General features: G+C 67.6%; 25 protein-coding genes and 1 tRNA gene. 17 read left to right on the top strand and 9 right to left on the bottom strand.

Features of this window, described 5'->3' with window-relative positions; genetic code table 11:
* Positions 1–13: 13 nt before the first annotated feature.
* Together EU513_RS02780 and EU513_RS02775 are read left to right on the top strand one after the other, a co-directional pair.
* Positions 14–838, top strand: coding sequence for an AraC family transcriptional regulator (locus tag EU513_RS02780; protein ID WP_129624352.1), 825 nt, complete (start codon positions 14–16; stop codon positions 836–838).
* A complete protein-coding gene (locus tag EU513_RS02775; RefSeq protein WP_129624350.1) occupies positions 835–1,227 on the top strand; it encodes a VOC family protein in 393 nt (130 codons plus the stop codon). Before EU513_RS02780 ends, EU513_RS02775 begins: the two co-directional genes overlap by 4 nt.
* On the opposite strand, the gene EU513_RS02770 is transcribed toward EU513_RS02775, so the two are convergent.
* The 4 genes from EU513_RS02770 to EU513_RS02755 all read right to left on the bottom strand — a co-directional run bounded on the left by EU513_RS02770 (position 1,212) and on the right by EU513_RS02755 (position 5,111).
* The gene (locus EU513_RS02770) at positions 1,212–2,006 is read right to left on the bottom strand and encodes an ABC transporter permease (protein ID WP_129624349.1); all 795 of its coding nucleotides are present in this window, start codon (positions 2,004–2,006) and stop codon (positions 1,212–1,214) included. The two genes, EU513_RS02775 and EU513_RS02770, sit on opposite strands and share 16 nt — an antisense overlap.
* Positions 2,007–2,113: 107 nt before the next feature.
* The gene (locus EU513_RS02765; RefSeq protein WP_345770871.1) at positions 2,114–2,488 is read right to left on the bottom strand and encodes a GNAT family protein; all 375 of its coding nucleotides are present in this window, start codon (positions 2,486–2,488) and stop codon (positions 2,114–2,116) included.
* 284 nt (positions 2,489–2,772) lie between these two features.
* A complete protein-coding gene (locus EU513_RS02760; protein WP_129624347.1) occupies positions 2,773–4,647 on the bottom strand; it encodes an MDR family MFS transporter in 1,875 nt (624 codons plus the stop codon).
* Positions 4,644–5,111, bottom strand: coding sequence for a MarR family winged helix-turn-helix transcriptional regulator (locus EU513_RS02755; RefSeq protein ID WP_168990113.1), 468 nt, complete (start codon positions 5,109–5,111; stop codon positions 4,644–4,646). Before EU513_RS02755 ends, EU513_RS02760 begins: the two co-directional genes overlap by 4 nt.
* A gap of 259 nt (positions 5,112–5,370) precedes the next feature.
* On the opposite strand from EU513_RS02755, the gene EU513_RS02750 reads away from it, so the two are divergent.
* Positions 5,371–5,739, top strand: coding sequence for a DedA family protein (locus tag EU513_RS02750; protein WP_129624344.1), 369 nt, complete (start codon positions 5,371–5,373; stop codon positions 5,737–5,739).
* 3 nt (positions 5,740–5,742) lie between these two features.
* Here EU513_RS02750 and EU513_RS02745 read toward each other — a convergent pair whose 3' ends face one another.
* On the bottom strand, positions 5,743–6,582 hold the full coding sequence (locus EU513_RS02745; protein ID WP_129624342.1) for a maleylpyruvate isomerase family mycothiol-dependent enzyme: 840 nt from the start codon (positions 6,580–6,582) through the stop codon (positions 5,743–5,745).
* Between the two features lie 50 nt (positions 6,583–6,632).
* Here EU513_RS02745 and EU513_RS02740 point away from each other — a divergent pair, with 50 nt between their 5' ends.
* From EU513_RS02740 to EU513_RS02715, 6 genes are all read left to right on the top strand, one after another.
* Positions 6,633–7,337: a class I SAM-dependent methyltransferase gene (locus tag EU513_RS02740; protein WP_129624506.1), complete on the top strand. Its 705-nt coding sequence runs from the start codon at positions 6,633–6,635 to the stop codon at positions 7,335–7,337.
* Entirely contained in the window at positions 7,334–9,298 is a 1,965-nt protein-coding gene (locus EU513_RS02735; protein ID WP_129624340.1) for a cytochrome c oxidase assembly protein, read from the top strand. The genes EU513_RS02740 and EU513_RS02735 overlap by 4 nt, the downstream gene beginning before the upstream one ends.
* Positions 9,298–10,092, top strand: coding sequence for a carbon-nitrogen family hydrolase (locus EU513_RS02730; protein ID WP_129624338.1), 795 nt, complete (start codon positions 9,298–9,300; stop codon positions 10,090–10,092). The genes EU513_RS02735 and EU513_RS02730 overlap by 1 nt, the downstream gene beginning before the upstream one ends.
* A gap of 87 nt (positions 10,093–10,179) precedes the next feature.
* Positions 10,180–11,991, top strand: a complete 1,812-nt coding sequence (locus tag EU513_RS02725) for an NHL domain-containing thioredoxin family protein (protein WP_129624337.1) — start codon at positions 10,180–10,182, stop codon at positions 11,989–11,991.
* Positions 11,992–12,052: 61 nt separating this feature from the next.
* Positions 12,053–14,143, top strand: coding sequence for a phosphate acetyltransferase (pta, locus tag EU513_RS02720; RefSeq protein WP_129624335.1), 2,091 nt, complete (start codon positions 12,053–12,055; stop codon positions 14,141–14,143).
* Entirely contained in the window at positions 14,140–15,324 is a 1,185-nt protein-coding gene (locus tag EU513_RS02715; RefSeq protein ID WP_129624334.1) for an acetate/propionate family kinase, read from the top strand. Before pta ends, EU513_RS02715 begins: the two co-directional genes overlap by 4 nt.
* A 342-nt stretch (positions 15,325–15,666) precedes the next feature.
* On the opposite strand, the gene EU513_RS02710 is transcribed toward EU513_RS02715, so the two are convergent.
* Entirely contained in the window at positions 15,667–17,529 is a 1,863-nt protein-coding gene (locus EU513_RS02710; RefSeq protein ID WP_129624333.1) for an acyl-CoA dehydrogenase, read from the bottom strand.
* Positions 17,530–17,674: 145 nt separating this feature from the next.
* Here EU513_RS02710 and EU513_RS02705 point away from each other — a divergent pair, with 145 nt between their 5' ends.
* The 5 genes from EU513_RS02705 (at position 17,675) to aroQ (ending at position 21,461) form a co-directional block, all read left to right on the top strand.
* Positions 17,675–18,175 carry a Fur family transcriptional regulator gene (locus EU513_RS02705; protein ID WP_129624331.1) on the top strand — a complete coding sequence of 167 codons (501 nt, stop codon included), beginning with the start codon at positions 17,675–17,677 and terminating at the stop codon, positions 18,173–18,175.
* Positions 18,176–18,222: 47 nt separating this feature from the next.
* Positions 18,223–18,756: a YbhB/YbcL family Raf kinase inhibitor-like protein gene (locus tag EU513_RS02700; protein WP_129624329.1), complete on the top strand. Its 534-nt coding sequence runs from the start codon at positions 18,223–18,225 to the stop codon at positions 18,754–18,756.
* Positions 18,757–18,959: 203 nt separating this feature from the next.
* A complete protein-coding gene (locus EU513_RS02695; protein WP_129624328.1) occupies positions 18,960–19,649 on the top strand; it encodes a Pr6Pr family membrane protein in 690 nt (229 codons plus the stop codon).
* Positions 19,650–19,691: 42 nt separating this feature from the next.
* Positions 19,692–21,008 carry an MFS transporter gene (locus tag EU513_RS02690; protein ID WP_129624326.1) on the top strand — a complete coding sequence of 439 codons (1,317 nt, stop codon included), beginning with the start codon at positions 19,692–19,694 and terminating at the stop codon, positions 21,006–21,008.
* A 9-nt stretch (positions 21,009–21,017) separates the two neighbouring features.
* On the top strand, positions 21,018–21,461 hold the full coding sequence (gene aroQ / locus EU513_RS02685) for a type II 3-dehydroquinate dehydratase (RefSeq protein ID WP_129624324.1): 444 nt from the start codon (positions 21,018–21,020) through the stop codon (positions 21,459–21,461).
* A gap of 102 nt (positions 21,462–21,563) precedes the next feature.
* On the opposite strand, the gene EU513_RS02680 is transcribed toward aroQ, so the two are convergent.
* From EU513_RS02680 to EU513_RS02670, 3 genes are read right to left on the bottom strand one after another with little or no spacing between them, the layout of a single operon-like run.
* On the bottom strand, positions 21,564–22,412 hold the full coding sequence (locus EU513_RS02680; protein WP_129624322.1) for a biotin-dependent carboxyltransferase family protein: 849 nt from the start codon (positions 22,410–22,412) through the stop codon (positions 21,564–21,566).
* Positions 22,409–23,056 (bottom strand): allophanate hydrolase subunit 1, encoded by a 648-nt coding sequence (locus EU513_RS02675; RefSeq protein WP_205744644.1) that lies wholly within the window; start codon positions 23,054–23,056, stop codon positions 22,409–22,411. The genes EU513_RS02680 and EU513_RS02675 overlap by 4 nt, the downstream gene beginning before the upstream one ends.
* A complete protein-coding gene (locus EU513_RS02670) occupies positions 23,053–23,838 on the bottom strand; it encodes a LamB/YcsF family protein (protein ID WP_240795891.1) in 786 nt (261 codons plus the stop codon). The genes EU513_RS02675 and EU513_RS02670 overlap by 4 nt, the downstream gene beginning before the upstream one ends.
* Positions 23,839–23,897: 59 nt before the next feature.
* On the opposite strand from EU513_RS02670, the gene EU513_RS02665 reads away from it, so the two are divergent.
* From EU513_RS02665 to EU513_RS02655, 3 genes are all read left to right on the top strand, one after another.
* Positions 23,898–23,968, top strand: a tRNA-Gly gene (locus tag EU513_RS02665).
* Between the two features lie 171 nt (positions 23,969–24,139).
* Entirely contained in the window at positions 24,140–24,715 is a 576-nt protein-coding gene (gene dcd / locus EU513_RS02660; RefSeq protein ID WP_129624321.1) for a dCTP deaminase, read from the top strand.
* Positions 24,716–25,390 carry an alpha/beta hydrolase gene (locus EU513_RS02655; protein WP_129624319.1) on the top strand — a complete coding sequence of 225 codons (675 nt, stop codon included), beginning with the start codon at positions 24,716–24,718 and terminating at the stop codon, positions 25,388–25,390. It begins immediately after the preceding gene.
* Positions 25,391–25,426 lie beyond the last annotated feature (36 nt).

The following is a 25,426-nucleotide window of genomic DNA, read 5'->3' as shown; positions in this document are numbered from 1 at the left end:
TACCGTCGTCGACATGCCGTCGTACCCGTGGCGTGTGCCGCCGGAGTTGTCGCAGTTCGTCGAGTCCGTCGAGGGATTCGACTACCGGCTCGACCGCGACGCCGTGCACCACGGGCTGCCCTCGACGACCCTCACCGTGATCATCCAGTTCGACGAAGCGCTGGATTGCGGTTGGGTGGGTGATGCCGCCTCCGATCGTTTCTGGGTGTTGGCGGCCGGACTGCACCAGCGTCCGGCCCTGATCCGCACGCACGGCCGGCAGTGCGGCATCCAGCTGGCGCTCACTCCCTTCGGCGCGCGTGCGCTGCACGGCATGCCGGCGGCGGAACTTGCGGGCGGTCTGGTCCATGCGGACGACGACCTTCCGGCGTTCCCGGCGTCGTTGCACGAGCGGCTCGGTCCACTCACCTGGCCCGAACGGTTCACGGTGCTCGAACGCCACCTGTTCGCCCGGCTCGCTGCGGCGGACTGCGAACCTGCGTGCCCCGAGGTGCGCGAGGGGTGGCGACTGATCATCGCGTCCGGGGGACGGATGCCGATCGAGCGGGTGGCCGACCGTGTCGGGTGGTCGCGACGACACCTGCTCAACCAGTTCCGCAGCGAGTTCGGACTGACTCCCAAACAGGTCGCACGACTGGCGCGATTCGAGCGGGCGCACCGCTTGGCCGAAGGCGGCACCGCGCTTGTCGACGCGGCGTACGCCGCCGGCTACGCCGACCAGGCGCACCTCAACCGGGAATGGCGCCGCCTCGCCAGCCGCACGCCCACGGCGACCCTGGCTGAGTTCCCAAAGGTTCAATCCGAGCCGATGCGTTCCGGGAAAGAATCACGAACATGACCAGACCACAACTGTATTCCTGCCTCCGCTACGCCGACGCCGGCGCTGCGATCGAGTTCCTGACCGCGCTCGGCTTCACCGAGCGCCTCGTAGTGCACGACGACGCCGACCCGAAGGTCGTCCATCACGCCCAGTTCGCCTGGCGCGACAACGGCGGCATCATGTTCGGCACCGACCGCCCGGACGGCATCGGACCCAGGCCGGGCACCGCCTGCGTCAACCTCGTCGTCGAGTCCGACGATCAGGTCGACGCGACGCTGGCCCGCGCCTTGGCCGCGGGTGCGCGACAACTCGACGAAGTGCACGAGCCGCCGTACGGCGGTCGGTCGGTGGCCGTCGCCGATCACGAGGGCAACATCTGGAACATCGACTCCTACCCCGGCGCATGAGTCGCCGCCACCGCGGGGGACGGTCGGAACAACGAACGCAGATCGTCGCGCAGGAGCCGGCCGCGGATGATGAGTTCGTATTGCGCGAGCGCCGTGCAGCTCTGCGCGCACAACACCCCGAGCAGCACGACCACCTGCGCCATCGTGGCGTCCATCGGGGACCCGCCGCCGAGCATCACGCCCAGGAAGGCTCCGGGCAGGGTGACGATGCCGGCGGTCTTCACGCTGTCGATGCCGGGGATCAGCGACTCTTTGATCCGCGGGTGGAGCACCTGCGCGGCCGCGGTCTGCGCGGGCAGGCCGAGCGCGAGGTAGCCCTCGAAGATCTCGTGCTGCTCCTCGAGCGCGCGGAAGGAATTGCGGCCGCCGAGGGTGTGCACCGACATGATGTTGTTCATCACGACGCCGGCGATCGGGATGAGCGCGACCCCCTTGAACGGGATGGTGCCGGAGAACACCGTCACCGCGAGCACCGGCAGCAGCCCGGCGCCCATCGCGAGCGCGGCCATCGGCGCCTGGCGCCGACTGACGCCGACGCGCCCGACACTGGTCAGCACCGCCATCGTGAACATCGCCACGATGACCAGCAGCGTTGCCCACAGGTGCGAGATCGCGAACACGATGAGCAGCGCAACCACGACCAACTGGACGACCGAACGCAGCCCGGCGATCGCGATCGAAGGGGCGAGCCCGGTGCCGGCCCGCCATTCCAGGAGCACGGGGATTGCCAGCAGCAGCACGCAGCACGCGACGAGCGAGATGCCCCAGGTGATGACCACGGGTCGACTTTAGGTGGGATCGCCGACATCGACCTGGGAGGGTTTCGGTTTTGGCGCGGATCCTGAGGCCGCTGTGCTCGCGGCGAATCCGGCTCAACCACCGGGCGCTACCTGACCGGCGGGATCTGTGACCTCGGCGCCCACTCCCGCTCGAGCAGCGCGTACTCCAGCATCGTCGCCCAGCCGCCCTTGAACCAGATGCTCTCCACCGTGCGGGCCTCACGGCGGAAACCGAGCCGCTCGACGACGCGCACTGACGCCTCGTTCAACTCGTTGATGCGCGCGACTATGCGGTGCAGCCCGAGCCCACCGAACCCGAGGTCGAGCAGGGCCGCGACGGCCTCACCGGCGTACCCGCGTCCGCGGACACCGGGGTGGAAGATGTAGCCGACCTCGCCCGATCGGTCCTTCTCGCTGTGCCAGAAGAGCACGACGTCGCCGACCAGGCGACCGGTGGCGGTCTCCTCGACGCCGAGGCTCACATCGTCGCCCGGTGCGTCGAAAACGCTTCGGCCCAGGCCGATCCGATACGCCGCTCGACACCATCCCGGTCGAGGACGTCGTACGGCACGTACTGCACGACGTCCGGATCGGACTTGTACTACAGCATCGCGTCGGTGTCGGCCGACGTGATCGGACGCAGCGCCAGGCACTCGGTGCGGATCGGATAGTGGGGGTGCAACACCCCTCGATCGTAGGAGCGGGCACGACGAACCGGGCCCCTCCCCGCAGTGGGGGGAGGCCCGGTTGGGGTGCGAAGCGTGGCTCAGTCGGCCAGGTGCTTCGGCGTGGTGTGACTCGGCGCTTCGACCTCGACGTCGCCGGACGCGGCGTGCTTGGCCGCCGTGTCGGCATCGTCTTCGATCGTGCTGTCGGTGGCGTCGATGTCACAGGCCGCAGCGTTGACGGCCGGAGGCGTGCCCGCCGGCGCGGTGCCCGGCTCGAGACCGGCGAAGTTGTCGCCCGCCTCGTCGGCCGAGGACGCGCCGCCTTCGGCAGCCTGCTGGCGCATCGCTGCCGACGCGGACTGCGAGCGAAGTTCCACCTTCGGCATCAGCAGGGTGACCAGGAACCCGACCAGCATGACGGAAGCCGCCGCGATGAAGATCTGCGAGATCGAATCGGAGAAGCCGACCTTGAACGGGTGGGCGACGACGTCCGACATCTTGCTGATGATCGATGAGTCGTCCTGAACCCTGGCCATGATCGAGGTGTCGCCCTTGAGGACGCCGGCGTTGTACGGGTTCTGCAGCAGGGACGGGTCGGCCTTCGCGGCTTGTTGAATGGCGGGCAGCTCGGCCTTGAAAGCCGAGGAGATCTTCTCGCCGACGGTGCTGAACAGGATCGACAGGAAGATCGCGACACCGAGGGTTCCACCGAGCTGACGGAAGAACGTCGCGGCCGAGGTCGCCACACCGATCTCCTGCGGCGGCACGGCGTTCTGCACGATCAGCGTCAGCGGCTGCATGCAGTTACCGATACCGATGCCGAGCAGGAACATGAACGCCATGACGACAGCGAGGTTGGTGCCGGCGTCGATCGTCCACAGCAGCACCATCGCCAACGTCGCGATCGCGGTACCGATGATCGGGAACGGTCGGATGATCCCGGTGCGGGAGGTGATGATGCCGGACGTCATCGCCATGCTCATCATGCCGACGACCATCGGCAGCATCATCAGACCCGACATCATCGGGGACGCTCCGTGCACGATCTGCATGTACAGGGGCAGCACCATCATCGCACCGAACATCGCCAGACCGACGATGACGGATGCCACGACCGTGACGCTGACGGCCCTGATTCGGAAGATCCGCAGCGGGATCAGCGCGTCGTCGCCCATCGACCGCTCGATGAAGCAGAACGCGATGACGCCGACGGCACCGATCGCGAAGGCGGCGAGCGCCTTGCCTGAGCCCCAGCCCCACTCGCGGCCCTGTTCGGCGACGGTGAGCAGCGGGACGAGCGCGACGACGAGCGCGGCGGCGCCCCACCAGTCGACGCGGGCCTCGCGGCGCACGTGGTGCAGGTGCAGGGTGCGCGAGACGACCAAGAGTGCGGCGATGCCGATCGGCACGTTGACCAGGAAGACCCAGCGCCATCCGGTGATGCCGGCGATCGAGCTGGTCTGTGCGAACAGTCCGCCGATGACCGGGCCGAGCACCGAGCTGGTGGCGAAGACTGCCATGAAGTAGCCGGTGTACTTTGCGCGCTCACGCGGCGCCACGATGTCGCCGATGATCGCCAGGGCCAAGGTGAACAGGCCACCGGCGCCGACGCCCTGGATGGCACGGAACACGGCGAGCTGGGTCATCGAGTCGGCGAACGCACACGCGAATGAGCCGACGATGAAGACGCTGATTGCGAACAGGAACAGCTTCTTGCGGCCGTACAGGTCACCGAGCTTGCCGTAGATCGGGGTCGCGATCGTCGAGGTGATCAGGTAGGCCGTGGTGACCCAGGCCTGCATCGACAGGCCGTGCAGTTCGTCACCGATGGTGCGGATGGCGGTGGAGACGATGGTCTGGTCGAGGGCGGCGAGGAACATGCCCATGAGCAGGCCGGTGAGGATCCGCAGGATCTGACTGTGTGTGTAGTCGCCGTCGGACGTTGCGGTCGGCTTCGCGGCGGCGGTGGTCATGCGTCCTGCTTTCCGCAGTGGGTGTTGCGTTCGAGTTCGTGGGTGAGGGCTTGGTCGAACCGTCCGAGATACGCGGTGAAGTCGCGCACCTCGTCGGTGGTCCAGCCGGTGAGCATCGAGCGGAACCACTCGGCTCGGCGGGCGGCGAGTTCGTCGATGATCTGCTTGCCTTCGTCGGTCAGTCGCACCACCTGGGCGCGGCCGTCCTGCGGGTCGGCGACCTTCTCGGCGACACCGGCGGCTACCAGGTGACTGATCTGCCGGCTGACCGTCGAGATGTCCGAGTGCACGCAGGCGGCGATCGCCGAGACGCGCTGATCGCCCTGCTTGAGCGCGATGAGCACCGGGTAGGACGAGGCGTCGATGGCCGGGTGCAGCCGGGGGAGGTGGTTGCGCAGCGCCGACAGCTTTTTGACGACGTGCACCAGATCGGTGGCGAGTTCGCCGGCGACCTTCGTGCTCACGGACATGGACTTCCTCACAGGTTGTTTGCAGCAAGCAACTTTACACATAGTAGATCGATGCAAACAAGTGACGCGGTGAGGCTCGACACGTGCCGATACGGGGGGCCGGGTTGCCCCGACATGAAGCCTTGACTTAAGTTGCCTTACTCGATCGAAGGGCAGGGCATGACCACGACGGCCGACCCGCACGCATCGCTCACCGCCGCGGTGCGCGCGTTCGATCAACGTCAAGGTTTGCTCGCCCGAACAAGCTGACCGCGTGGACCGAATTCGTGACCTGCCGGGCGTACTCGCGTTCGTTGTGCTGTTCGTCGTGGTGTTCCTGCGTGCCGGTGGCACCTACCTGCTGGGTCGCGCCGCCATGCGGGCAGGACACGCCACGCGGTGGCGGGGCAAACTCAGTGGCCCACGGATGGCGCGCGCCAGGCAGTTGTCGTCGCGTTTCGGCGTGTTCGCGGTTCCGTTGTCGTTCTTGACCATCGGCGTCCAGACCGCCGTGAACTTCTCCGCCGGTCTCACTCGGATGCCGGCGCGCAGGTACGTTCCGGCTCTGCTCGTCGGGTGCGTGATCTGGGCGGCGATCTACGCCGGTCTGTTCACCCTCTTGCTCGACCTGTCGGAGCGCTGAATCTCAAGGAGTGACGGCCATCGCGTCGAGCACCCGGCGTGCGACGTCCTCGTCGCCCTCGACGTGGTAGCGCAGATCCTCGGTGGCGATCCGGCCCGCGCCGCGTCGGGTGAACTCCTCGGTGGTCATGCGGATCGACGTCACATCGGTGCTCTCGACATGTGAATCGCCGGAGAACAGTGCCTCACCGTACGGCTTGCCGTTCTCGTCCTCGATCACCCGGACGCCCGAGCGCGCGTTCACCGGGCCGGTCGTCTCCACGATCACGGTCGTGCCGATCGGTAATCCGGCCTTCGCGGCCCGGATCGGCAGCGCTGCCATCAGCCGGCCAGTGAACAGAGCGGCCGCTGGGGTGTCGAGATTGCCCGGCCGGTTGAGCGCCTGGCGAATGTCCTGCTCGTGGCACCACATGTCGACGATGCGCAGCGACACCAGGTCGACCGGACGACGCGGCCCGACCGCGGTCTCGACGATCGTTTCGGGGTCGGCGAGCAACTGGTGCAGGGCAGCGACCCGTTGTGGGAACAGTTCCTGCCACTGCGCGACCACCTCGGGTCCGGGTGTTCCGCGACGCGCCTCGACGTGGGCTTCCATGAAGCGTCCGAAGTCGCTGCGCAGCCACTTGTAATCAGGCACCTCGACCTCGGGTGTCGGGCCGCCGTTGAAGATGTCCTCCAGCCCGACGACGTGCGAGAACTGGTCCTTCACCGTCCAGCCGGGGCACTGCGTCGGCTTGGTGAAGTCGTCCTCATGGCAGGTGAATCCGAGGTCGAGGATCGCCTGTCCGGTGGCGGAGTAGGCCGCGATGAGCTCGGTCAGTTCGGTGGGGGCAGCCGGATGCATGTTCCCCAGGTTAGGGGTGTGAACCTGCGACGTACCCTGAACGGGTGGGCATGATCTCGAACGACGCGGCGTCGCTGGCGATCCAGTACGACACGACCGACCGACTCGCGACCAGGGCGTCGGTGTGGCGCGACACCCCGGACGGGCGCAACCCGACAAGGGCGGCGCTCGCCGCCGTCGTGGCGGCTGAACCTGCCGACTTCCTCGAGGTCGGTTGCGGGACGGGCGAATTCGCCGCGTCCGTAAGCGATGCTCTTCCGAACACTCATGTCGTCGCGACCGACCGTTCTCGAACGATGGCGCTCGCCACCGCTCGACACGGTGTCCTGACCCAGGTCGCCGAGGCCGCGGATCTGCCGTTCGACGACGCGTCCTTCGATGTGGTGTACGCCGGTTGGATGCTCTACCACGTGCCCGATCTGGACGCCGCGCTCAGGCAGGTGCGCCGGGTGCTTCGACCAGGCGGCGCTTTCGTCGCGGTCACGAACGGTGACCAGCACCTGGCCGACCTGCTGACGCAGGCCGGGGGAGAGCCGCTGATCAGCCGGTTCAGCTCCGAGAACGGCGCGGACGTGCTGCGTCGCCACTTCGCCGCCGTCGAGCGGGAGGACTTCGACACTCGGGCGGTTTTCGCCGATCACGCTGCGGCCCACGCCTACCTGTGCACCTTCCAGCCCGCGCTCGCCGACGCGCTGCCGCCCTTCGGGGGCGAGCGAACCTACTGCGGCGCCTCGACCGTGTTCGTCGCTCGATGACCAACCGCGTCCTCACCCCGTTCGCCGCAGCGGTCGCGCTGACTGTCTGCACCGTCGCCGTCCTCGCCGGTGGGGCTGCGAACCCGCTCGAACTCCTCGACCCCGGCCCGTTGGTGCGATGGGGGCTGCCGCTCACCCGCACCGTTCACGACCTTGCCGCCGCGCTCACCATCGGTGCCCTGTTGCTCGGCGGCCTCCTCGTGCCGGAGACCACGAGTTCACGCCGGCGGGTCATCGCCGGGCGGGTCGCGGCCTGGAGTGCACTGGCCTGGGGTCTGGCCGGCGTCGCCCGTGCCGTGCTGGCGTACGGCGACGCTGCCGGTGTCCCGGTCGGCTCCGAGGGATTCTGGACGGGCGCCTGGAAGTTCACCTGGGATCTCGAGGTGCTGCGCGCCCCGGCCATCACCGCCGTCGGTGCCCTGTCGGTCAGCGCCTGGTGCTTCCTCAATCCCCGCCGCAACGGACTCGCATGGGCCTTTTTCGGTGCTCTCCTCGCACTGTGGCCGCTCGCGCTCTCCGGCCACGCCGCCGGTAGCGCCGACCACGAGACCGGCGTCGACTCGCTCGCCGTCCACCTGCTGTCGGTGACGATCTGGGTCGGCGGGATCGCCGCGATCACGGTGATGTGGAACACCCTCGGCAAATCAGCAAGCGTCGTTCTGCAACGGTTCTCCTCCATCGCACTGTGGTGCTACGTCGGCGTCGCCGGGTCGGGGGTCCTGGCTGCACTCCTGCGGCTGCGCTCGCTGTCCGATCTCGGCAGTGCGTACGGCGTCCTGCTCCTGCTCAAGGTGGGTGCGCTGGTCGCACTCGGCGTCATCGGTGCCCGCCAGCGCTCAGCGGTCGTCGAGCGGCTGAAGAAGGACCCGCAGGACAAACCGGCCCGCTCGCTCGCCGTCCGGCTGGCGTCGGTCGAGGTGGTCATCATGGCCGTCGCGATCGGGTTGGCGACAGCGCTCGCCCGTACTGCACCGCCGGTGGTCCAGGAGGAGTCCGCCGACCCCGTCGTCGCGCTGACCGGCTACCCGGCACCGCCGCAGATCAGTGCCGCCGAGATCTTCGGATCGTGGCGCACGCAGTGGCTGTTCACCTCGGTCGCCGTCGTCGCCGTCCTCGTCTACCTGCGCTGGGTGCGCCGCCTGCAGCAGCGCGGCGACAAGTGGCCGATCGACCGCACGATCTCCTGGTGTTTCGGCTGGGCGCTGTTCGTGTTCATGATCAGCGGCGGGCCCGGCATCTACGGACGCGTGATGTTCTCGGCACACATGGCCGAACACATGATGCTGTCGATGGTCGTGCCGATCTTCCTGGTGCGCGGAGCCGGCGTCACGCTCGCACTGCGTGCGCTGCCCAAGCGCAAGGACAAGACCCTCGGCCCGCGTGAACTGCTGCTCGCCTCGGTGCACTCCCGGGTGCTCAACGTCGTCGCAAACCCGGCCATCATCGCAACGATCGTGCTCGGCACGCTGATTCTCTTCTATTACACCGGCTGGTTCGAGTTCGCGCTCACCACCCACACCGGGCACCTGACGATGATCATCCACTTCGTGCTGTCCGGTTACCTGTTCGCGTGGTCGCTGGTGGGCATCGACCCCGGGCCAGGTAAGTGGCCGGCGCCGATCCGGTTGCTCGTCCTGTTGGTCACCGTCGCCTTCCACGCCTTCTTCGGCGTGGCCTTGATGACCGGCACCGACCTGCTCGCCGGCGACTTCTTCACCCGGGTCGGACTGTCCTACGTGCCCGACCCGCTGCTGGACCAGCAGCGCGCGGGTACCGTCGCCTGGGGTGTCGGTGAGGTGCCGACGCTGGTGCTGACGATGCTCATCGCGTTCGAGTGGTACCGCACCGACAGTCGGGATGCCGAGCGTCAGGAGCGCAAGGCCGAGCGGGACGGCGACTCCGACCTGAACGCCTACAACGACTACCTGGCCGGCCTGGGCCGGGGCCGAGGAGGCAGCTGATGAAGGTAGCGCTGATCCAGTTGGCGTACGACGACAACGAGCCGAATGCCGAGCGGATCGATCGCGTGGTCGACCTCGTCGAGAAGCAGCGTGGACACGATCTGGTCATGCTGCCCGAACTCTGGTCGGCCGGCGGTTTCGACTACCGGGCGTGGTCAGGCGCAGCCCAGGCGACGGACGGCGTTGTCGCACAGCGGCTCTCGGACGCAGCGCGCTCGATCGGCGCGTACCTGCACGGGGGGTCCATCGTCGAGCGTCCGGCGGACGGCTCCACCGGTGCCGAGGGCAAAGACCTGTGGAACACGTCGCTGATCTTCGGCCGCGACGGGCGGACCCTCGCGACCTACCGCAAGATCCACCGCTTCGGGTTCGCCGGCGGCGAGCCGAAGCTGATGGAGGCGGGAGAGGACCTGGTGACCGTGGAGATCGACGGCACCAGGGCCGGCCTCAGCACCTGCTACGACCTGCGCTTCCCCGAGCTGTACCGGCAGTACGGCGACCGCGACGTCGAACTGTCGTTGATTCCGGCGGCGTGGCCGATGGCGCGGGTCGAGCATTGGCGAGTCCTGTTGCGCGCCAGGGCGATCGAGAACCAGACCTTTGTGCTGGCCTGCAACACAGCGGGCACCCACGCCAAGACCGAGATGGGTGGACACTCGGCAGTCATCGACCCCAACGGCGTTGTGCTGGCCGAAGCGGGGGAGGGTGAAGAGGTGCTCCGAGCAGAGATCGACCCCTCGCTCGTCGCCCAGCAGCGCGAGTCCTTCCCGGTTCTGCGGGACCGTCGCCTGTGAGCAGTCGCGCGGCCAGCCTGTCGCCATGCTGATCGACCGCCTCCGGGCCGGCCACGTCCTGAGTGCTCTCGGTGCGAGACTGGCGACATGGTCGACCGGTTGCGTGCCCCTGAACTTCGAGGCCGGCGGTGGCTGAACACCGGCGGCGAGGAACTCTCTCTCGTCGGTCTGCGCGGCCGGATCGTCGTTCTGGACTTCTGGACCTTCTGTTGCGTGAACTGCCTGCACGTCCTGGACGAACTGCGTCCGCTCGAGCAGGAGTTCGCCGACTCGCTGGTGATCATCGGCGTGCACTCGCCCAAGTTCGAGCACGAAGGGCGACCTGAAGCCGTCGAGGCCGCCGTCGAGCGGTACGCCGTCCATCACCCGGTGCTCGATGATCCCGACCTGGTGACGTGGGATGCGTACACGGCTCGTGCCTGGCCGACGCTGGTCGTCATCGACCCGGAGGGCTACATCGTCGGACAGATGTCGGGTGAGGGTCATGGACCGGGCATCGCCTCGCTGGTCCGTGAACTGATCAGCGAGCACAGCGCGAGGGGCACTCTGCGGCGAGGAGATTCACCGTACGTCCCGCCGAGCTCGGACTCGACGCAGTTCAGGTTCCCGGGGAAGGCCGTCCCGCTGGGTGACGGCGGCTTCGTCGTCAGCGACACCGCGCACCACCAGATCGTGCTCCTGGAATCGGACCTGCGGACCGAACGGGCACGATTCGGTGGGCCGGAGGTCTTCGAAGAACCGCAAGGCGTCTGTGTGCTCCCACCGGACGCGGCCGAACGGCTCGGCTACGACCTGCTGGTCGCGGACACGGTGAACCACCGAATTGCCTCGATCCGGTTGTCCGACGGGCGGATTCGCACTGAGGCGGGTACGGGTGAGCAGCTGCGTGAGCGTTCCGGAGGCGGTGCTGCGCACAAGCAGCCGCTGTCCTCGCCGTGGGACATCGTCTGGTGGCTCGACCGCGCGGTGATCGCAATGGCCGGTACCCATCAGCTGTGGGCGCTGCACCTCGCGACCGAACCTGAGAACAACACGGTCGCGGTCCTGGCCGGAACGAGCGCCGAAGGCCTGCGTGACGGTGCGGCGGACGAAGCGTGGCTCGCGCAACCGTCCGGCCTGGCTGTGAGTGCATCCGGCGACCGGGTCTGGATCGCCGACTCCGAGACGTCTGCGCTGCGTTCGATCGTGCTCGACGACAACGGTTTCCGTCTCGAGACGCACATCGGGGAGGGTCTGTTCGACTTCGGGTTCGTGGACGGTGTTCGTTCGCAGGCGCGCATGCAACACCCGCTCGGCGTCGCCGAGGCGGCGGACGGCACCGTGCTGGTCGCCGATACCTACAACGGCGCGATCCGCCGGTTCGACCCTGTGACGCAGGTGCTGAGCACGGCGCTCACCGGGCTGAGCGAACCCAGCGACGTGCTGCCTCTGGACGACGGTCTGATCGTCGTCGAGTCGTCGGCCCATCGCGTCGATCGGATGCGTCTGCCGGCAACCGCTGCGGCCGAGGGCGGCGCCGGACGAGTGCGTCGGTCTGCGACGCAGATCGCGCCGGGCGCAGTCGAACTCGTCGTGCATTTCGAGCCGCCGGCCGGGCAGAAACTGGACGACCGGTACGGCGATCCGACGATGCTGATGGTGTCCTCGACCCCGGATTCGCTGATCCGGTCCGGCGGTGGTCGGGCGACCGGTCTCGCCCGTGCGCTCGATCTCGACAGTTCCGTCGGAGACGGTGTGCTGCACATCAGCGTGCGCGCCGCGTCGTGCGACGCATCCGGGCCCGACGGGGAGGTGCCCGAGCACGCCGCCTGTCACCTGTACCAGCAGGACTGGGGTATTCCGGTGCGGTTGGAGGCCGGTGCGGACGCGGTGCTCGACCTGCATCTGCGCGGGGTCTGATCGTGACGTCGAACGCTCGCCCGGTCGGACGGGATGACAGCGCGCACATAGACTCAGGGGCATGGCTCGAAGCGTCTTCGTGACCTCCGCCGAGGGACAGGCAGGCAAGTCCACCGTCGCCCTCGGACTCCTTCAATTGCTGGCCCGCGAGGCCGGCTCGGTCGGGATCTTCCGACCCGTGACCGCGACCCTCGGCGAGCGTGACCCGATCGTCGAACTGATGCTCACCCAGGCCGGTGGCCACCAGTCCTACGAGTCGGCCATCGGCGTCGGGTACGAGGAGACGCACGGCGATGAGGAGGAGGCGCTGACCCGGATCGTCGAACGCTTTCACGCCCTCGGCGCCGAGCATGACGTCGTCCTCGTGCTGGGTAGCGACTTCCACGACGTGTCGCCGGGAGCGGAGGCGTCGTTCAACGCGATGATCGCCGCGAATCTGGGCACACCGGTCGTGCTGGTGGTGCCGGCGTTCGCCCGGTCGGCGGTCGATGTCGTGACTGCCGCCGAACTCGCCGTCGAGGAACTGCGCACGCGGCACGCCAATCCCGTTGCGGTCGTGGTCAACCGGGCCGACGATGCACGAGCCGACGACATCCGCACCCGCTTCGAGACGTCCAAGCGGCTGGACGGCTTGGCACTTGCCGGCATCCTGCCGGAGAACCCCCTGCTGGACGCCCCGACCGTCGGCGACCTGATGAACGCGTGTCGCGGCGACCTCGTCCAGGGAAACTCGGAGTGGCTGCACCGCGAGGCCCAGGGCTTCCTCGTGGCCGCGATGTCGATGCCGAACGTGCTCACCAGGCTCGTCGACGACGTCACCGTCATCGCTCCCGGCGACCGCTACGACATCCTTCCCGGCCTCGTCCTGGCCCACCAGTCGGGCACGTTCCCGGCGCTGTCGTCGATCGTTCTCACCGGCGGATACACGCCCCCGTCCAGCGTCATCCAGTTGATCGAGGGTGCGCACCTCGAACTCCCGATCATCGTCACCGAACTCGACACCTTCGAGACGACCGCGGTGCTGTCGCGGGTGACGGGGCGCATGCGTCCCGAAGCGAAGGCGAAGGTCGAGGCGGCCCTGCGTAACTTCGCCGATCACGCCGACGCGCAGACCCTGCTGGACTGCATGAAGCTGGGCACCAGCGCAGCCGTCACCCCCTTGATGTTCGGCCACCGGCTGATGGATCGCGCACGCGCGCAGCGCATGCACATCGTGTTGCCGGAGGGAGACGATCCCCGCGTTCTCGAAGCGGCGGACGCGGTATTGCGGCGTGGCATCGCCGACCTGACGATCCTCGGCGACGAGCTGAAGATTCGCTCGCTCGCATCGTCCATCGGTGCCGATCTCAGCGGCGCGAACCTGTTGTCCCCCAACGACCCTCGCCTGGTCGAGGAGTTCGCCACCGAGTACGCGCGGCTGCGGGCGCACAAGAACATCTCGATCGAGCAGGCTCGCGAGACGGTGACGGACGTGTCTTACTTCGGCACCATGATGGTGCACCTCGGCAAGGCCGACGGCATGGTCAGCGGCGCCGCGCACACGACGGCACACACCATCAAGCCGTCCTTCGAGATCATCAAGACGGTGCCGGGCACGAACGTCGTCTCCAGTGTGTTCCTGATGTGCCTTGCCGACGAGGTGCTGGTCTACGGCGACTGCGCAGTCAATCCCGACCCGACCGCCGAACAGCTCGCCGACATCGCGATCTCCTCCGCACGCACCGCACAACAGTTCGACATCGCGCCGCGCGTGGCGATGCTGTCGTACAGCACCGGAAGCTCCGGTCACGGCGCCGACGTGGACAAGGTGCGGCAGGCGACCGCGCTGGTCCACGAGCGTGAACCCGAGCTGCTGGTCGAGGGCCCGATCCAGTACGACGCGGCGGTCGAGCCCTCCGTCGCGAAGTCGAAGATGCCCGACTCCCCGGTCGCCGGTCAGGCCAGCGTGCTGATCTTCCCCGACCTCAATACCGGCAACAACACCTACAAGGCTGTCCAACGCAGCGCCGGTGCGATCGCGATCGGTCCGGTGTTGCAGGGCCTGAACAAGCCGGTCAACGACCTGTCCCGCGGCGCGCTGGTCGACGACATCATCAACACGGTGGCGATCACCGCCATCCAGGCACAGTCACTGCAGCAGGGGATCTCATGAGCAACGTTCTCGTCCTCAACGCCGGCTCGTCGTCGCTGAAGTACCAACTGGTCGACCCCGAGACCGGCGAGGCGTCGGCGAAGGGACTCATCGAGCGGGTCGGTACCGACAAGGGACATCTCAAGCACGAATCCGGTGACCGCAAGGACGAGCGGGACGTCGAGGTGGCCGACCATTCGGCCGCGGTGACGGTCATGCAGGACGCGATGGAACGGGGTGGCACACCGCTCACCCCCGACTCGGTGATCGCGGTCGGTCACCGCGTCGTCCACGGTGGACGCAACTTCACCGAACCGACGCTCATCGACGACGGTGTGGAGTCCGAGATCGATCGTGTCGCAGTACTCGCCCCGCTGCACAACCCCGCGGGACTGGCCGGAATCCGCAGTGCCCGCAAGGCTTTTCCCGACCTGCCGCACGTCGCAGTGTTCGACACGGCCTTCTTCTCCGACTTGCCGGCCGCCGCCGCAACGTACGCCATCGACCGTGATCTCGCGCGTGAGCACGCGATTCGCCGGTACGGCTTCCACGGGACCTCGCACGAATACGTCTCGCAGCAGGTGTCCTCGCTGCTGGGTCGCGACGACCTGAAACAGATCGTGTTGCACCTGGGTAATGGTGCGAGCATCTCGGCGGTCGATTCCGGCCGTGCCGTCGAGACCTCGATGGGTCTGACCCCCCTGGAGGGTCTTGTGATGGGTACCCGAAGTGGTGACCTCGACCCGGGAATCCTGTTGCACCTCAGTCGCGTTGCAGACCTTGACACACAGGGGCTCGACGACCTGCTGAACAAGAAGTCCGGCATCTACGGCCTCGGCGGTCACCGCGACTTCCGCGACCTGAAGCAGGCGAAGGACGACGGGGACGAGGCTGCGACGCTGGCGTTCGACGTCTACGTCCACCGTCTGGTGAAGTACGTGGGTGCCTACGCCGCGGTGCTCGGTGGCCTGGACGCCATCACCTTCACCGCCGGTGTCGGTGAGAACTCGCCCACGATCAGGGCTGCTGTGCTGGAGCGACTCGGCTTCCTCGGAGTGCGTCTGGACGAGCAGAAGAACAGTTCACATGATGGTGGCCCCCGCAGGATCGATGACGGCGCCGGTCGAGTCGCGGTTCTGGTGGTGCCCACGAACGAGGAATGGGCCATCGCACGACACGCAGCCGAGGTCGCCGTCCGCTGACCGAACTCCCACCTACTCACCCGGACTCACAGCTGTTGCGTGCGCGCCGCGAAACGTCGACTTGTTTCGAGCCGAGCGCGCAACAGTTGCGCACTCGGGGTCGGTGTCGCGTCGATGAGCAGAAGCCGGCGCCCCGAAAAACAGCGCTGGCCGCGACGGGCTATCCGACGTCGCGACCAGCGGTGTCAGATGAATCTATCCCACACCGCCACGAAACGGGTGCACGACGCCGACTGTGTTGATAGTGGAAACACCGAGAACAACGGTGGCCGACCCATCGAAAGGGGTCAGCCACCGTTGACGTGCAGAGGTACTCAGCTCACGATCGGCATGCGATCGGGCTCAGAACGCTTCTTCCGGCAGTTCCATCAGCGACAGGTCGGTTGCTTCCAGCATGGCCTTCTCCGCGCTCAGACGTGGCAGCACGTTGGCCGCGAAGAACTTCGCCGCCGCCACCTTGCCCGTGTAGAACGCCTCGTCCTTGCCGGCGTCCCCGGCGTCCAGACGGGCCTGTGCGACCTCGGCCTGGCGCAGCAGCAGCCAGCCGATGACGAGGTCACCGGCAGCGAGCAAGAAGCGGGTGGTGTTGAGGCCGACCTTGTAAATCGACTTCGGGTCGCCGTCCTCACTCATCGAACCCATCGCGGTCATGGCGAGGTTCTCGACCATGCCCTGGACGTCCTCGATCGCCTTGCCGAGGTGGTCACGCTCACCGCGCAGCTTGTCGTCGCCCGCGCCGCCCTTGGCGGTCTGCAGCATCTGCTCGGCCAGCGCGCCGAGAGCGACGAACTGGTCCTTGAGGATCTTGCGGAACAGGAAGTCCTGACCCTGGATGGCCGTCGTGCCCTCGTACAGCGTGTCGATCTTCGCATCGCGGATGTACTGCTCGATCGGGTACTCCTGCAGGAAGCCCGAGCCGCCGAACGTCTGCAGCGATTCGGTGCCCAGCAGCACCCACGCACGCTCCGAACCGACACCCTTGACGATCGGCAGCAGCAGGTCGTTGAGACGCGCGGCCATCTGCGCCGGGGTACCGTCCGCCGGGATCTCGCTGCCGGTGGCCAGGAACTCCTGGTCGACGATGTCCTGCTGGGTCGCGGTGAACAGCACCAGCGCCCGCAGACCCTCCGCGTACGCCTTCTGAAGCATCAGCGAGCGGCGGACGTCGGGGTGGTGGGTGATGGTGACGCGTGGGGCGTCCTTCTGCGGCGTGGTCATGTCGGCGCCCTGGACACGCTGCTTGGCGTAATCGAGCGCGTTGAGGTAGCCGGTCGACAAGGTGGCGATCGCCTTGGTGCCCACCAGCATTCGCGCGTGCTCGATGACACGGAACATCTGCGCGATGCCGTCGTGCTCGTCGCCCAGCAGGGTGCCGACGGCGGGTGCGCCGTCGCCGAAGGTGAGCTCGCAGGTGGTCGACACCTTCAGGCCCATCTTCTTCTCGACGTTGGTCGTGTAGACGCCGTTGCGCTCGCCGAGCTCACCGGTCTCCAGGTCGACCTGGTACTTCGGGACGATGAACAGCGACAGTCCCTTGGTGCCCGGGCCGTGACCCTCGGGGCGCGCGAGCACGAAGTGGATGACGTTGTCGGTCATGTCGGACTCGCCGGAGGTGATGAAGCGCTTCACGCCGGTGATGTGCCAGGTGCCGTCGTCCTGCTGCACGGCCTTGGCGCGCCCGGCACCGACGTCCGAACCGGCGTCCGGCTCGGTGAGCACCATCGTGCAGTGCCAGCCCTTTTCGACGATGTGAGCGGCGAGCTTCTTCTGCTCGTCGGTACCGAGCAGGTACAACAGCTTGCCGAAGGCGTAGCCGGCGGCGAACATCGCGATGGCGGGGTTCGATCCCAGCACCATCTCGTTCAACGCCCACTTCAGGCTCGGCGGAGCGACGGTGCCGCCCAGGTCCTCGTTCACGTCGACGCTCCAGAAACCGGAGTCCTGGTAGGTCTTGTAGCTCTTGGCGAACGACTCGGGCATGGTGACCGACTTGGTCTCCGGGTCGTAGACCGGCGGGTTGCGGTCGGCGTCCACGAACGACGAGGCCAGGTCGGTCTCGGCCAGGCGAGCGACCTCCTTGATCATCTCGCGGGCGGTGTCGGCGTCGAGGTCGGCATACGGTCCGGTGCCGAGCACCTCATCGCGACCGAGCACCTCGAAGAGGTTGAACTCGATGTCGCGGACGTTACTTTTGTAGTGCGTCAACGTGTGGCTCCTGTTCAAGCGCAGCGCTTGCCATCGCGCCAGTTACTGGGCAGTAATGTCATTGTGCTACCCGCCAGTAACGAATGACAACCGGGGTCCGGTGAATTCCTGGTGTGTCCCGCACGGCGGCTGACACCATGGGCTCATGCAGTCGCAACCCGCTACTCAGGTCGACGCCGCGGTCGCGGCCGTGCGAGCTCAGGGCGAACGCATCACAACGGCCCGGCGCGCGGTCCTGGAGGCGCTCGCCGACCGGCCGCACCTGGACGCGGACGCCATCGCCGGACGCGTCGCGGAACGGCATCCCGGCGTCCACCGCGCCACGATCTATCGCTGTCTGCAGTCGCTCGTCGACCTCGGAGTCATCGCGCACACCCACGTGCCCGACTCGGCGACGATCTACCACCTGGCGGTCTCCGGCCACAGCCACTCGCACCTGCAGTGCGCCGGCTGTCAGCGGATGTTCGACGTCCCGGTCGATTGGCTCGCCGAGCTCAGCGCTCGCGCCGAGCGTGAACTCGGCTTCACGCTCGACGCCGGACACGCTGCGTTGCTCGGCCGCTGTGCCGACTGCCGCGAGCCCGGCGCGCCGAGTGGCCGGGCTGTGAACGAGCGTCCGGGGTATGGCCCGGCCACCAATTCATAGCCCGGCCACTCGGCGTCGGGGCGGGTGCGTGGGGCACAGTGGGGGACATGAGTTCCCTCGAGCGCAAGCAGCCCCCGAACCCCTACGACTTCCTTCCCGCGCTGCCCTCCTTCGAGGTCCGCAGCGACGACGTGACCGACGGTCAGCCGCTCAAGGCCGACCAGGTGCAGGCGCAGGGCGACACCTCGCCGCAGCTGTCCTGGTCCGGAGCCCCTGAGGGCACCAAGTCGTACGTCGTCACCTGCTTCGACCCGGACGCCCCGACGCCGTCCGGCTACTGGCACTGGGTGCTCGTCGATGTGCCCGCCGACGTCACCTCGCTCGACACGGGCGCCGGCGCGGAGGGCGCGTCGCTGCCCGGCGCGGCATTCATGCTGAAGAACGACGGCGGCACCGTCGCGTACGCCGGGGCGGCACCGCCTGAGGGCGACGTCTTCCCGCACCGCTACTACTTCGCCGTCCACGCGGTGGGCGAGGAGTCGCTGGGCATCGACGCGGACGCGTCCCCGGCGGTCTGCTCGTTCAACCTGGCTTTCAAGGCGATCGGCCGCGGCTTCATCCACGGCACCTACCAGGCCTGAGCCACCCACTGGTCACCGATCGGCCACCCGCCCGCGAATGGGGTGGGTGGCCGATCCGCTTCAGACCCGGGACGCCAGGATCGCGTTCCGGCGCGCCAACCGGTGCTCGCGCCTGATCTGCGCCTCGCGGGGTTCTCCTCCAGCACGGTGAGGATCAGTTTGATCCCGAACTTCAGGTGAGATCCGGCCTAGCATTGCCGTTCATGGCCTCATCCCTGTCTGTTCGTCGCGCTCATGCGGTGGTGGCGATCGTCTCCTGGTTGTCGGTGCTGCTCGTCGCGATCGTCTCGGCCGCGGACGGTTTCGCCGCGCGCACGGTGGTCGAAGGCAACCTGTTCGGCACGCACACGTCCGGAATCGCCGGAGCGCCCGGCCGGATCGGCGACACCTTCAGCTACTTCACCGTCTGGTCGAATGTCGTTGTCGCGGTTGCCTTCACGCTGCTCGCGCTGCGGCCCGGGGTCGACTCGTTGCTGCACCGGGTGTTGCTGCTGGACGCGCTGCTGATGATCACGATCACGACCATCGTCTACTGGGCGATGCTCGCGGCGAACGACACTTGGCAGGGCTGGTCGGTGATCACCAGCCCGCTGCAGCACCTCGTGGTCGGTGTTCTCGCCGTCGGCGTCTGGGCGACCTACGGCCCGCGCGGTTGGTTGAGCTTCCGGCTGCTGCCGTGGGCGTTGGTCGTCCCGTTGATCTGGATCGTGTGGACGCTGTTGCGCGGACGGGTGATCGACGCCTACCCGTACGACTTCACCGACGTCTCGACTCTCGGATACGCCCGGGTGGCAGTCACTCTCGCGGCGATCCTGGCGATCGGCGCTCTCATCGCGGCGATCTACTGCCGTATCGATCGGGCCCTCGAACGTAGATCTCCGAAGCGCGCATAAAACGATTCGCTTTCGAAGCAGCGGTGCTGCGACCATTCCTCGGTGAGCAGCACCGTCAACACCGGGCACACCGACTTGCGCGCTTTCTGGCGCGACCTGCCGCGCGAGGGGAAATGGTTGCTGTCGACGACGGCGATCCAACTGCTCGGCCGCGGTCTCACTTTGCCGTTCACGATCATCTATCTGCACGAGATCAAGGGCGTCAGTCTCGACCTCGCGGGCACCCTGATGGCGTGGATCGCGGTCATCGGGGTGGTGGCCACCGGGCCGGGCGGCTGGGCGACCGACCGCTTCGGCGCCCGCGTCGTGTCGGTCTTCGGCTCGGCCTGCAACATGGCCGGCCTGTTCGTGCTGGCGTTTGCGCACACCGTGCCGTTCTTCTTCCTCGCGATGTCGTTGATCGGCATCTCGGGCATCACCTGGCCGGCGTTCAACTCGCTCATCGCGGCGATCGTCAGCGGGCCGGCGCGGCAGACCTATTTCGGGATCAGCTTCGCGTTGGTCAACCTGGGTATCGGGGTCGGTGGGCTGATCTCCGGGGCGTTCATCGACGTCCATCGACCCTCGACGTTCACCACCATCTACGTGCTCGACGCGCTCGCGATGCTGATCCCGATCGGTCTGCTGCTCGGACCACTTCGGCACGTGCGCACCCAGGTCGAGCCGACGCAGGAGACCGCCGGCGGGCGCACCTCGTACCTGTCCATCGTCCGCACACCGGCGATGAAGTGGCTGTTGCTGCTCACCTTCCTCGGCAGCTTCGTCGGCTACGGCCAGATCGAAGCGGGGTTCAGCGCGTACTCCCGTGAGGTCGGTGAGGTCAGCACCCGCGTCATCGGCTGGGCGTTCGCGGTGAACACCGTGGTGATCGTCGTGGCGCAGATGCTCGTGCTACGGCGCATCGCCGGACACCGACGCACGCGTGTCCTGCTGGTCATGGCCGTGGTCTGGGCGTGCGCCTGGACGTTGCTCGGTTCGTCCGGACTGCTACCCGCCTCGGCGTACGCCGTCTTCGCGGTCATCGCCTTCCATTTCGTCTTCGGGTTCGGCGAGACACTGCTGCAGCCGACCGTCCCCGCGATCACCAACGACCTCGCTCCCGACCACCTGCGCGGCCGGTTCAACGCGATTTCTTCCGGCGCCTTTCAGGCAGGCGCAGTCGCCGGGCCGGTCGCGGCCGGGTTCCTGCTGCGGCACCACTGGAACGTCCAGTACATCGTCGTGTTGCTGGTCGGCTGTGCGGCGATGGCCTGGTCGGCGCTCGCCCTGGAGCGTCGGATCTCCCTGCAGGTCAACGGCATCGTCCCGCCGATCAAGGACCCTGGCGTCGTCGGTGACGGCGCCGTCCACTCGGTCTAGTCTCGTGCCATGAGTGACGTCCTGCTGGTGCTCAACGGGCCCAACCTCAACCTGCTCGGTCAGCGCGACCCGCAGCAGTACGGCACCACGACCCTCGCCGACATCGAGGCGTCCGTCCGTGAGCGTGCCGGTGAACACGGCCTGGACGTCGACTTCCGGCAGAGCAACCACGAGGGCGAACTCGTCGACTGGATCCAGCAGTCGCGGACGTCGGCGGCGGGCATCGTCATCAACCCTGCCGCGTACACGCACACCTCGGTCGCGATCAGGGACGCCCTGGAGATCGTCACCTGCCCGGTGGTCGAGGTGCACCTGTCGAACATCCACCAGCGAGAGTCCTTCCGACACCACTCCTACGTGTCGGCGGTGGCGGACGGTGTCATCGCCGGACTCGGCGCGCACGGCTACGTCCTAGCCGTGGACGCCGTGGCAACCCTGCGCGCCCACCCCTGACCCGAAAGTCCGCAGGACGCGCGTCAGCTCGCCATGTCTGCCGACACTCGGACGTCGGCTGTCCGCAGGACGCGCGGGTCGACCCGTCGGTTCTGCGGACTTTCAGAGGGTGAAGCGGACGGTGTCGCCGGGGCGCAGTTGAGCGAGCCGGTCGGTGTCGGCGTCCGTCACGACCGCGATGACCGGGTAGCCGCCGGTGGTCGGGTGGTCGGCGAGAAAGACGACGGGCTGACCGTTCGGAGGCACCTGGATCGCGCCGCGCACCATGCCCTCGCTGGCGAGTTCACCGCAGCGGCTGCGCTCGAGCGGCGGTCCTTCCAGGCGGACGCCCACCCGATCGAGATCGCTGCTGGTCGTCCACTTTTGCTGCAGCAGAATGCGCACTGCGTCGTCGGTGAACCAGTCGTCCCGTGGACCGAGCAGGACGCGGACGGTCACCGGATTCGTCCAGGCGTACTGACCCGGGAAGGGTTCCGGCACAATCGAGTCGGGCGCATCTGCGACCGGCAATCGGCGGCCGGATTGGAGTGGTTCCGGTCCGATGTTCGCAGTCGGTGAGGTGCTGCGACTGCCGAGTGTTCGGGGTTCGTCGATGCCGCCTCGGACGCCGACGTAGGTGCGTAACCCCGCGACCGGCGTACCGATTCGCAGGCGATCGCCCTCCTGCAGCAGGAAGGCTTCGCCGAACGGCATCGCGCGATCGTCAGAGCTGACGCAAGCGGGTGCACCGGTGACGGCGACGACGACCGGCTGCTCGGCGAGCAGGACGGCGTTGCCCATCAGGAGTTCGAGTCCACAGGCTCCGTCCGGATTGCCGACCAGCCGGTTGGCCAGAGTGAGTGCTCCTCGGTCTGCGGCGCCGCCGGTCGGTACGCCGACGTCGGCGTATCCGGGACGACCGAGGTCCTGGACGGTGGCCTGCGCACCGACGGACTCGACGATCAAGGTCACGGCATCACCTCGAAGCGCACTCGGACGCCCGCTCGGAACAGCCCGGGCGGATCGCGGTCCACGTCCCAGATCGGCAGGTCGGTGCCCCCGATCAGTTGCCAGCCGCCCGGGGACGCGCTCGGGTACACCGCACTCCACCGTCCGGCGAGGGCCACTGCGCCGGCGGGGATACGCGTACGAGGTGAGTCGAGCCGCGGGATCTCGACATCGTCCAGCGGCGAGCCCACTGGCTCGCGCACGAGATAACCGAATCCCGGTGCGAATCCGGTGAAGTCGACCAGCCAGGGAGTTGCGGTGTGCCACTCGACGAGTTCGGTGGGCCTGACCCCGAGCTGATGGGCGAGTGCTTGTAGGTCCGCACCGTCGTAGTGGACCGGCACGGTTACTTCGCCCGATGACTGGTCTTCGACGCAAGCGGCACCGACTTCGAGGCTGTGCAGCGCAGTCTCGACCGAGCCGCGATGTCGGGGGTCACGCAGGCGAACCAACACCGTCCGCGCCGCCGAAACATGCTCGATGATCTCGTCGGCCAACCGGCCGGCGGCGATCTCGGCGCGAAGTGCTGCATCGAAGTCGCGGCGCTCGCGGTCGTCGTCGAGATCGACCAGGATCGCGCGGTCGCCGCACGGCAGGAGCCGGATCATCGGACGAACGGGCGCAGGTCGACACCGGCCTCGGTGAGGGCTGCGCGCACCCGGGTCGCGATCTCGACCGCACCGGGGGAGTCGCCGTGCACGCAGACCGACTCGGCGGTGACGCTGATCTCCGTGCCGTCGTTCGCGGTCACCCGCCCCCGGGTGGCCATCCGGACGACACGCTCCGCGATCTCTTCCGGATCATGCAGGACAGCCCCCGGCTGGGAGCGGGGAACGAGAGTCCCCTGCGGGGTGTACGCGCGGTCGGCGAACGTCTCGGTGACCGCCCGCAGACCTTCGCCCTCCGCGATGCGCAGCACCACCGACCCCGGCAGCCCCATGATCGGCAGGCTCGTCTGCTCGCAATTGCGGTATGTCGCAACCGCGTCCACGACGGCCCGTGCTTGTGCTTCGTCGTGGACGACCGCGTTGTAGAGGGCTCCATGCGGCTTCACATAGGCGACCCGTCCGCCGACCGACCGCGCCAGGCCGTCCAGGGCGCCGATCTGGAACAGCACGTCGGCCATCAGTTCGGCCGCAGCGATGTCGATGAACCTGCGCCCGAATCCGGCGAGGTCGCGGTATCCCACCTGTGCGCCGATCACAACATCTGCGTCGACGGCCTGCTGACAGGTGCGCAGCAAGGTGGCCGGGTCGCCGGCATGGAAACCGCAGGCGATGTTCGCGGAGGTGATGACACCGAGCATCGCCTTGTCGTCGCCGAGAGTCCACCGGCCGAAGGACTCACCGAGGTCGGCGTTGAGGTCGATCGAGGTCACGGGTGAGGTCATGGCCGAATCCTCCCTCAGCGGCGCAGGTGGAAGGGGCTAGAATCCTTCGAGCACGACCCGCGAGTGTAGTTCAATGGTAGAACATCAGCTTCCCAAGCTGAATACGCGAGTTCGATTCTCGTCACTCGCTCTCGACATCGATCCCGTTGCAGGGCAACGGGATTTGTCGTTTCCTGATGCAGTTGTCGAATGCCTCGGTCGCTCAGGTAGCTCGGTCTCGATCGCGGCGCTCGTCTGTGGTTCGCACCTGGTCGACCGTCGTCGCGATCCCTTGATTCCGCGTGTTGGGTAAGTTGGGCGCGTGCTCCTTTCCGATCGCGACATCCTGGCCCAGATCGACGCCGGCCGCGTCGTCCTCGACCCGTGGGACACAGGGATGGTGCAGCCGTCCAGCGTCGACATCCGGCTCGACAAGTTCTTCCGGTTGTTCGACAACCACAAGTACCCCTACATCGACCCCAGCGAGGAGCAGGACGAGCTGACCCGGCTGGTCGAGTCCGAGCCGGACGAGCCCTTCGTGTTGCACCCCGGTGAGTTCGTTCTCGGCTCCACCTTCGAGACGATCACGCTGCCCGACGATGTCGCCGCCCGTGTCGAGGGCAAGTCGAGCCTGGGGCGTCTCGGTCTGCTCACACACGCCACCGCCGGCTTCGTCGACCCGGGGTTCAGTGGCCACGTGACTCTCGAACTCAGCAACGTCGCGACTCTGCCGATCAAGCTGTGGCCCGGGATGAAGATCGGTCAGTTGTGCTTCTTCCAGCTGTCGAGCCCGGCCGAAAATCCTTATGGCAGTGAGAAATACGGCTCGCACTACCAGGGTCAGCGTGGACCGACGGCCAGCCGGTCGTACAAAAACTTCCACCGCACGCAGGTCTAGGTGGAGCGACGGGAGATCGGCCCGGGTCTCGGTCGCGCCAGGCCGAGGCTGATCCTTCCCGACCGACGTGCGACCGAGCCCCGGGGCGTCGTGCTGATGCTGCACGGCGGCGACGTGGAGGGGGTCGAGGCGCGCAGCACGTTCGACCCATCACCGCTGCCGGTGCGGGTGGCCGCAGCCGGGATCGCCCGCCGTCGACCAGACCTGGCAGTCGTCCGGCTCCTCAATGCCGTCGGAGGCTGGAACGATCGGGTGATGTCCCCGGTCGCCGATGCGCGATGGGCACTCATGCGTATCGGACAGCTCTATCCCGACCTTCCGGTCGCGGTCGTCGGTCACTCGATGGGCGGCCGCACCGCGTTCGAACTCGTGGACGAGGCGGACGTCCGGGCGGTCATCGGCCTGGCACCGTGGTTGGCCGACGGGTATGACGAGAAGCGTTTCCTCGGCACTCCCGTAATGGTCGTGCACGGACGCCTCGACAACGTCACCGACCCGGACGCGTCCGCAGACCTGGTCCGCCGCATCCGCATCGGCGGCGGCAGCGCGACGTACCGCAGCGTGCCCGACTGGCACACGCTGATGTTCCGGCCGGCCGGCTGGCACCGCGAGGTCGCTTCTTTCCTGCACCACTACCTGGTGGGCGACGGCGGCGACCAGCCCAGGAATGCGTAGGCGCGCAACAGTTCCCGAACGTGGCCACAGCGGTTA

The sequence above is a fragment of the Yimella sp. RIT 621 genome (assembly GCF_004146205.1).
Taxonomy (GTDB): domain Bacteria; phylum Actinomycetota; class Actinomycetes; order Actinomycetales; family Dermatophilaceae; genus Yimella; species Yimella lutea.
This window is presented reverse-complemented; position numbering and strand designations above follow the sequence as displayed.

Excerpts from the sequence above, each read along its gene's own strand:
- EU513_RS02780 (WP_129624352.1), top strand. The coding sequence starts at position 14 with ATGCCGTCGTACCCGTGGCGTGTGCCGCCGGAGTTGTCGCAGTTCGTC.
- EU513_RS02775 (WP_129624350.1), top strand. The coding sequence starts at position 835 with ATGACCAGACCACAACTGTATTCCTGCCTCCGCTACGCCGACGCCGGC.
- EU513_RS02760 (WP_129624347.1), bottom strand. The coding sequence starts at position 4,647 with ATGACCACCGCCGCCGCGAAGCCGACCGCAACGTCCGACGGCGACTAC.
- EU513_RS02745 (WP_129624342.1), bottom strand. The coding sequence starts at position 6,582 with ATGCATCCGGCTGCCCCCACCGAACTGACCGAGCTCATCGCGGCCTAC.
- EU513_RS02740 (WP_129624506.1), top strand. The coding sequence starts at position 6,633 with ATGATCTCGAACGACGCGGCGTCGCTGGCGATCCAGTACGACACGACC.
- EU513_RS02735 (WP_129624340.1), top strand. The coding sequence starts at position 7,334 with ATGACCAACCGCGTCCTCACCCCGTTCGCCGCAGCGGTCGCGCTGACT.
- EU513_RS02730 (WP_129624338.1), top strand. The coding sequence starts at position 9,298 with ATGAAGGTAGCGCTGATCCAGTTGGCGTACGACGACAACGAGCCGAAT.
- EU513_RS02725 (WP_129624337.1), top strand. The coding sequence starts at position 10,180 with ATGGTCGACCGGTTGCGTGCCCCTGAACTTCGAGGCCGGCGGTGGCTG.
- pta (WP_129624335.1), top strand. The coding sequence starts at position 12,053 with ATGGCTCGAAGCGTCTTCGTGACCTCCGCCGAGGGACAGGCAGGCAAG.
- EU513_RS02715 (WP_129624334.1), top strand. The coding sequence starts at position 14,140 with ATGAGCAACGTTCTCGTCCTCAACGCCGGCTCGTCGTCGCTGAAGTAC.
- EU513_RS02705 (WP_129624331.1), top strand. The coding sequence starts at position 17,675 with ATGCAGTCGCAACCCGCTACTCAGGTCGACGCCGCGGTCGCGGCCGTG.
- EU513_RS02700 (WP_129624329.1), top strand. The coding sequence starts at position 18,223 with ATGAGTTCCCTCGAGCGCAAGCAGCCCCCGAACCCCTACGACTTCCTT.
- EU513_RS02695 (WP_129624328.1), top strand. The coding sequence starts at position 18,960 with ATGGCCTCATCCCTGTCTGTTCGTCGCGCTCATGCGGTGGTGGCGATC.
- aroQ (WP_129624324.1), top strand. The coding sequence starts at position 21,018 with ATGAGTGACGTCCTGCTGGTGCTCAACGGGCCCAACCTCAACCTGCTC.
- EU513_RS02675 (WP_205744644.1), bottom strand. The coding sequence starts at position 23,056 with ATGATCCGGCTCCTGCCGTGCGGCGACCGCGCGATCCTGGTCGATCTC.
- EU513_RS02670 (WP_240795891.1), bottom strand. The coding sequence starts at position 23,838 with ATGACCTCACCCGTGACCTCGATCGACCTCAACGCCGACCTCGGTGAG.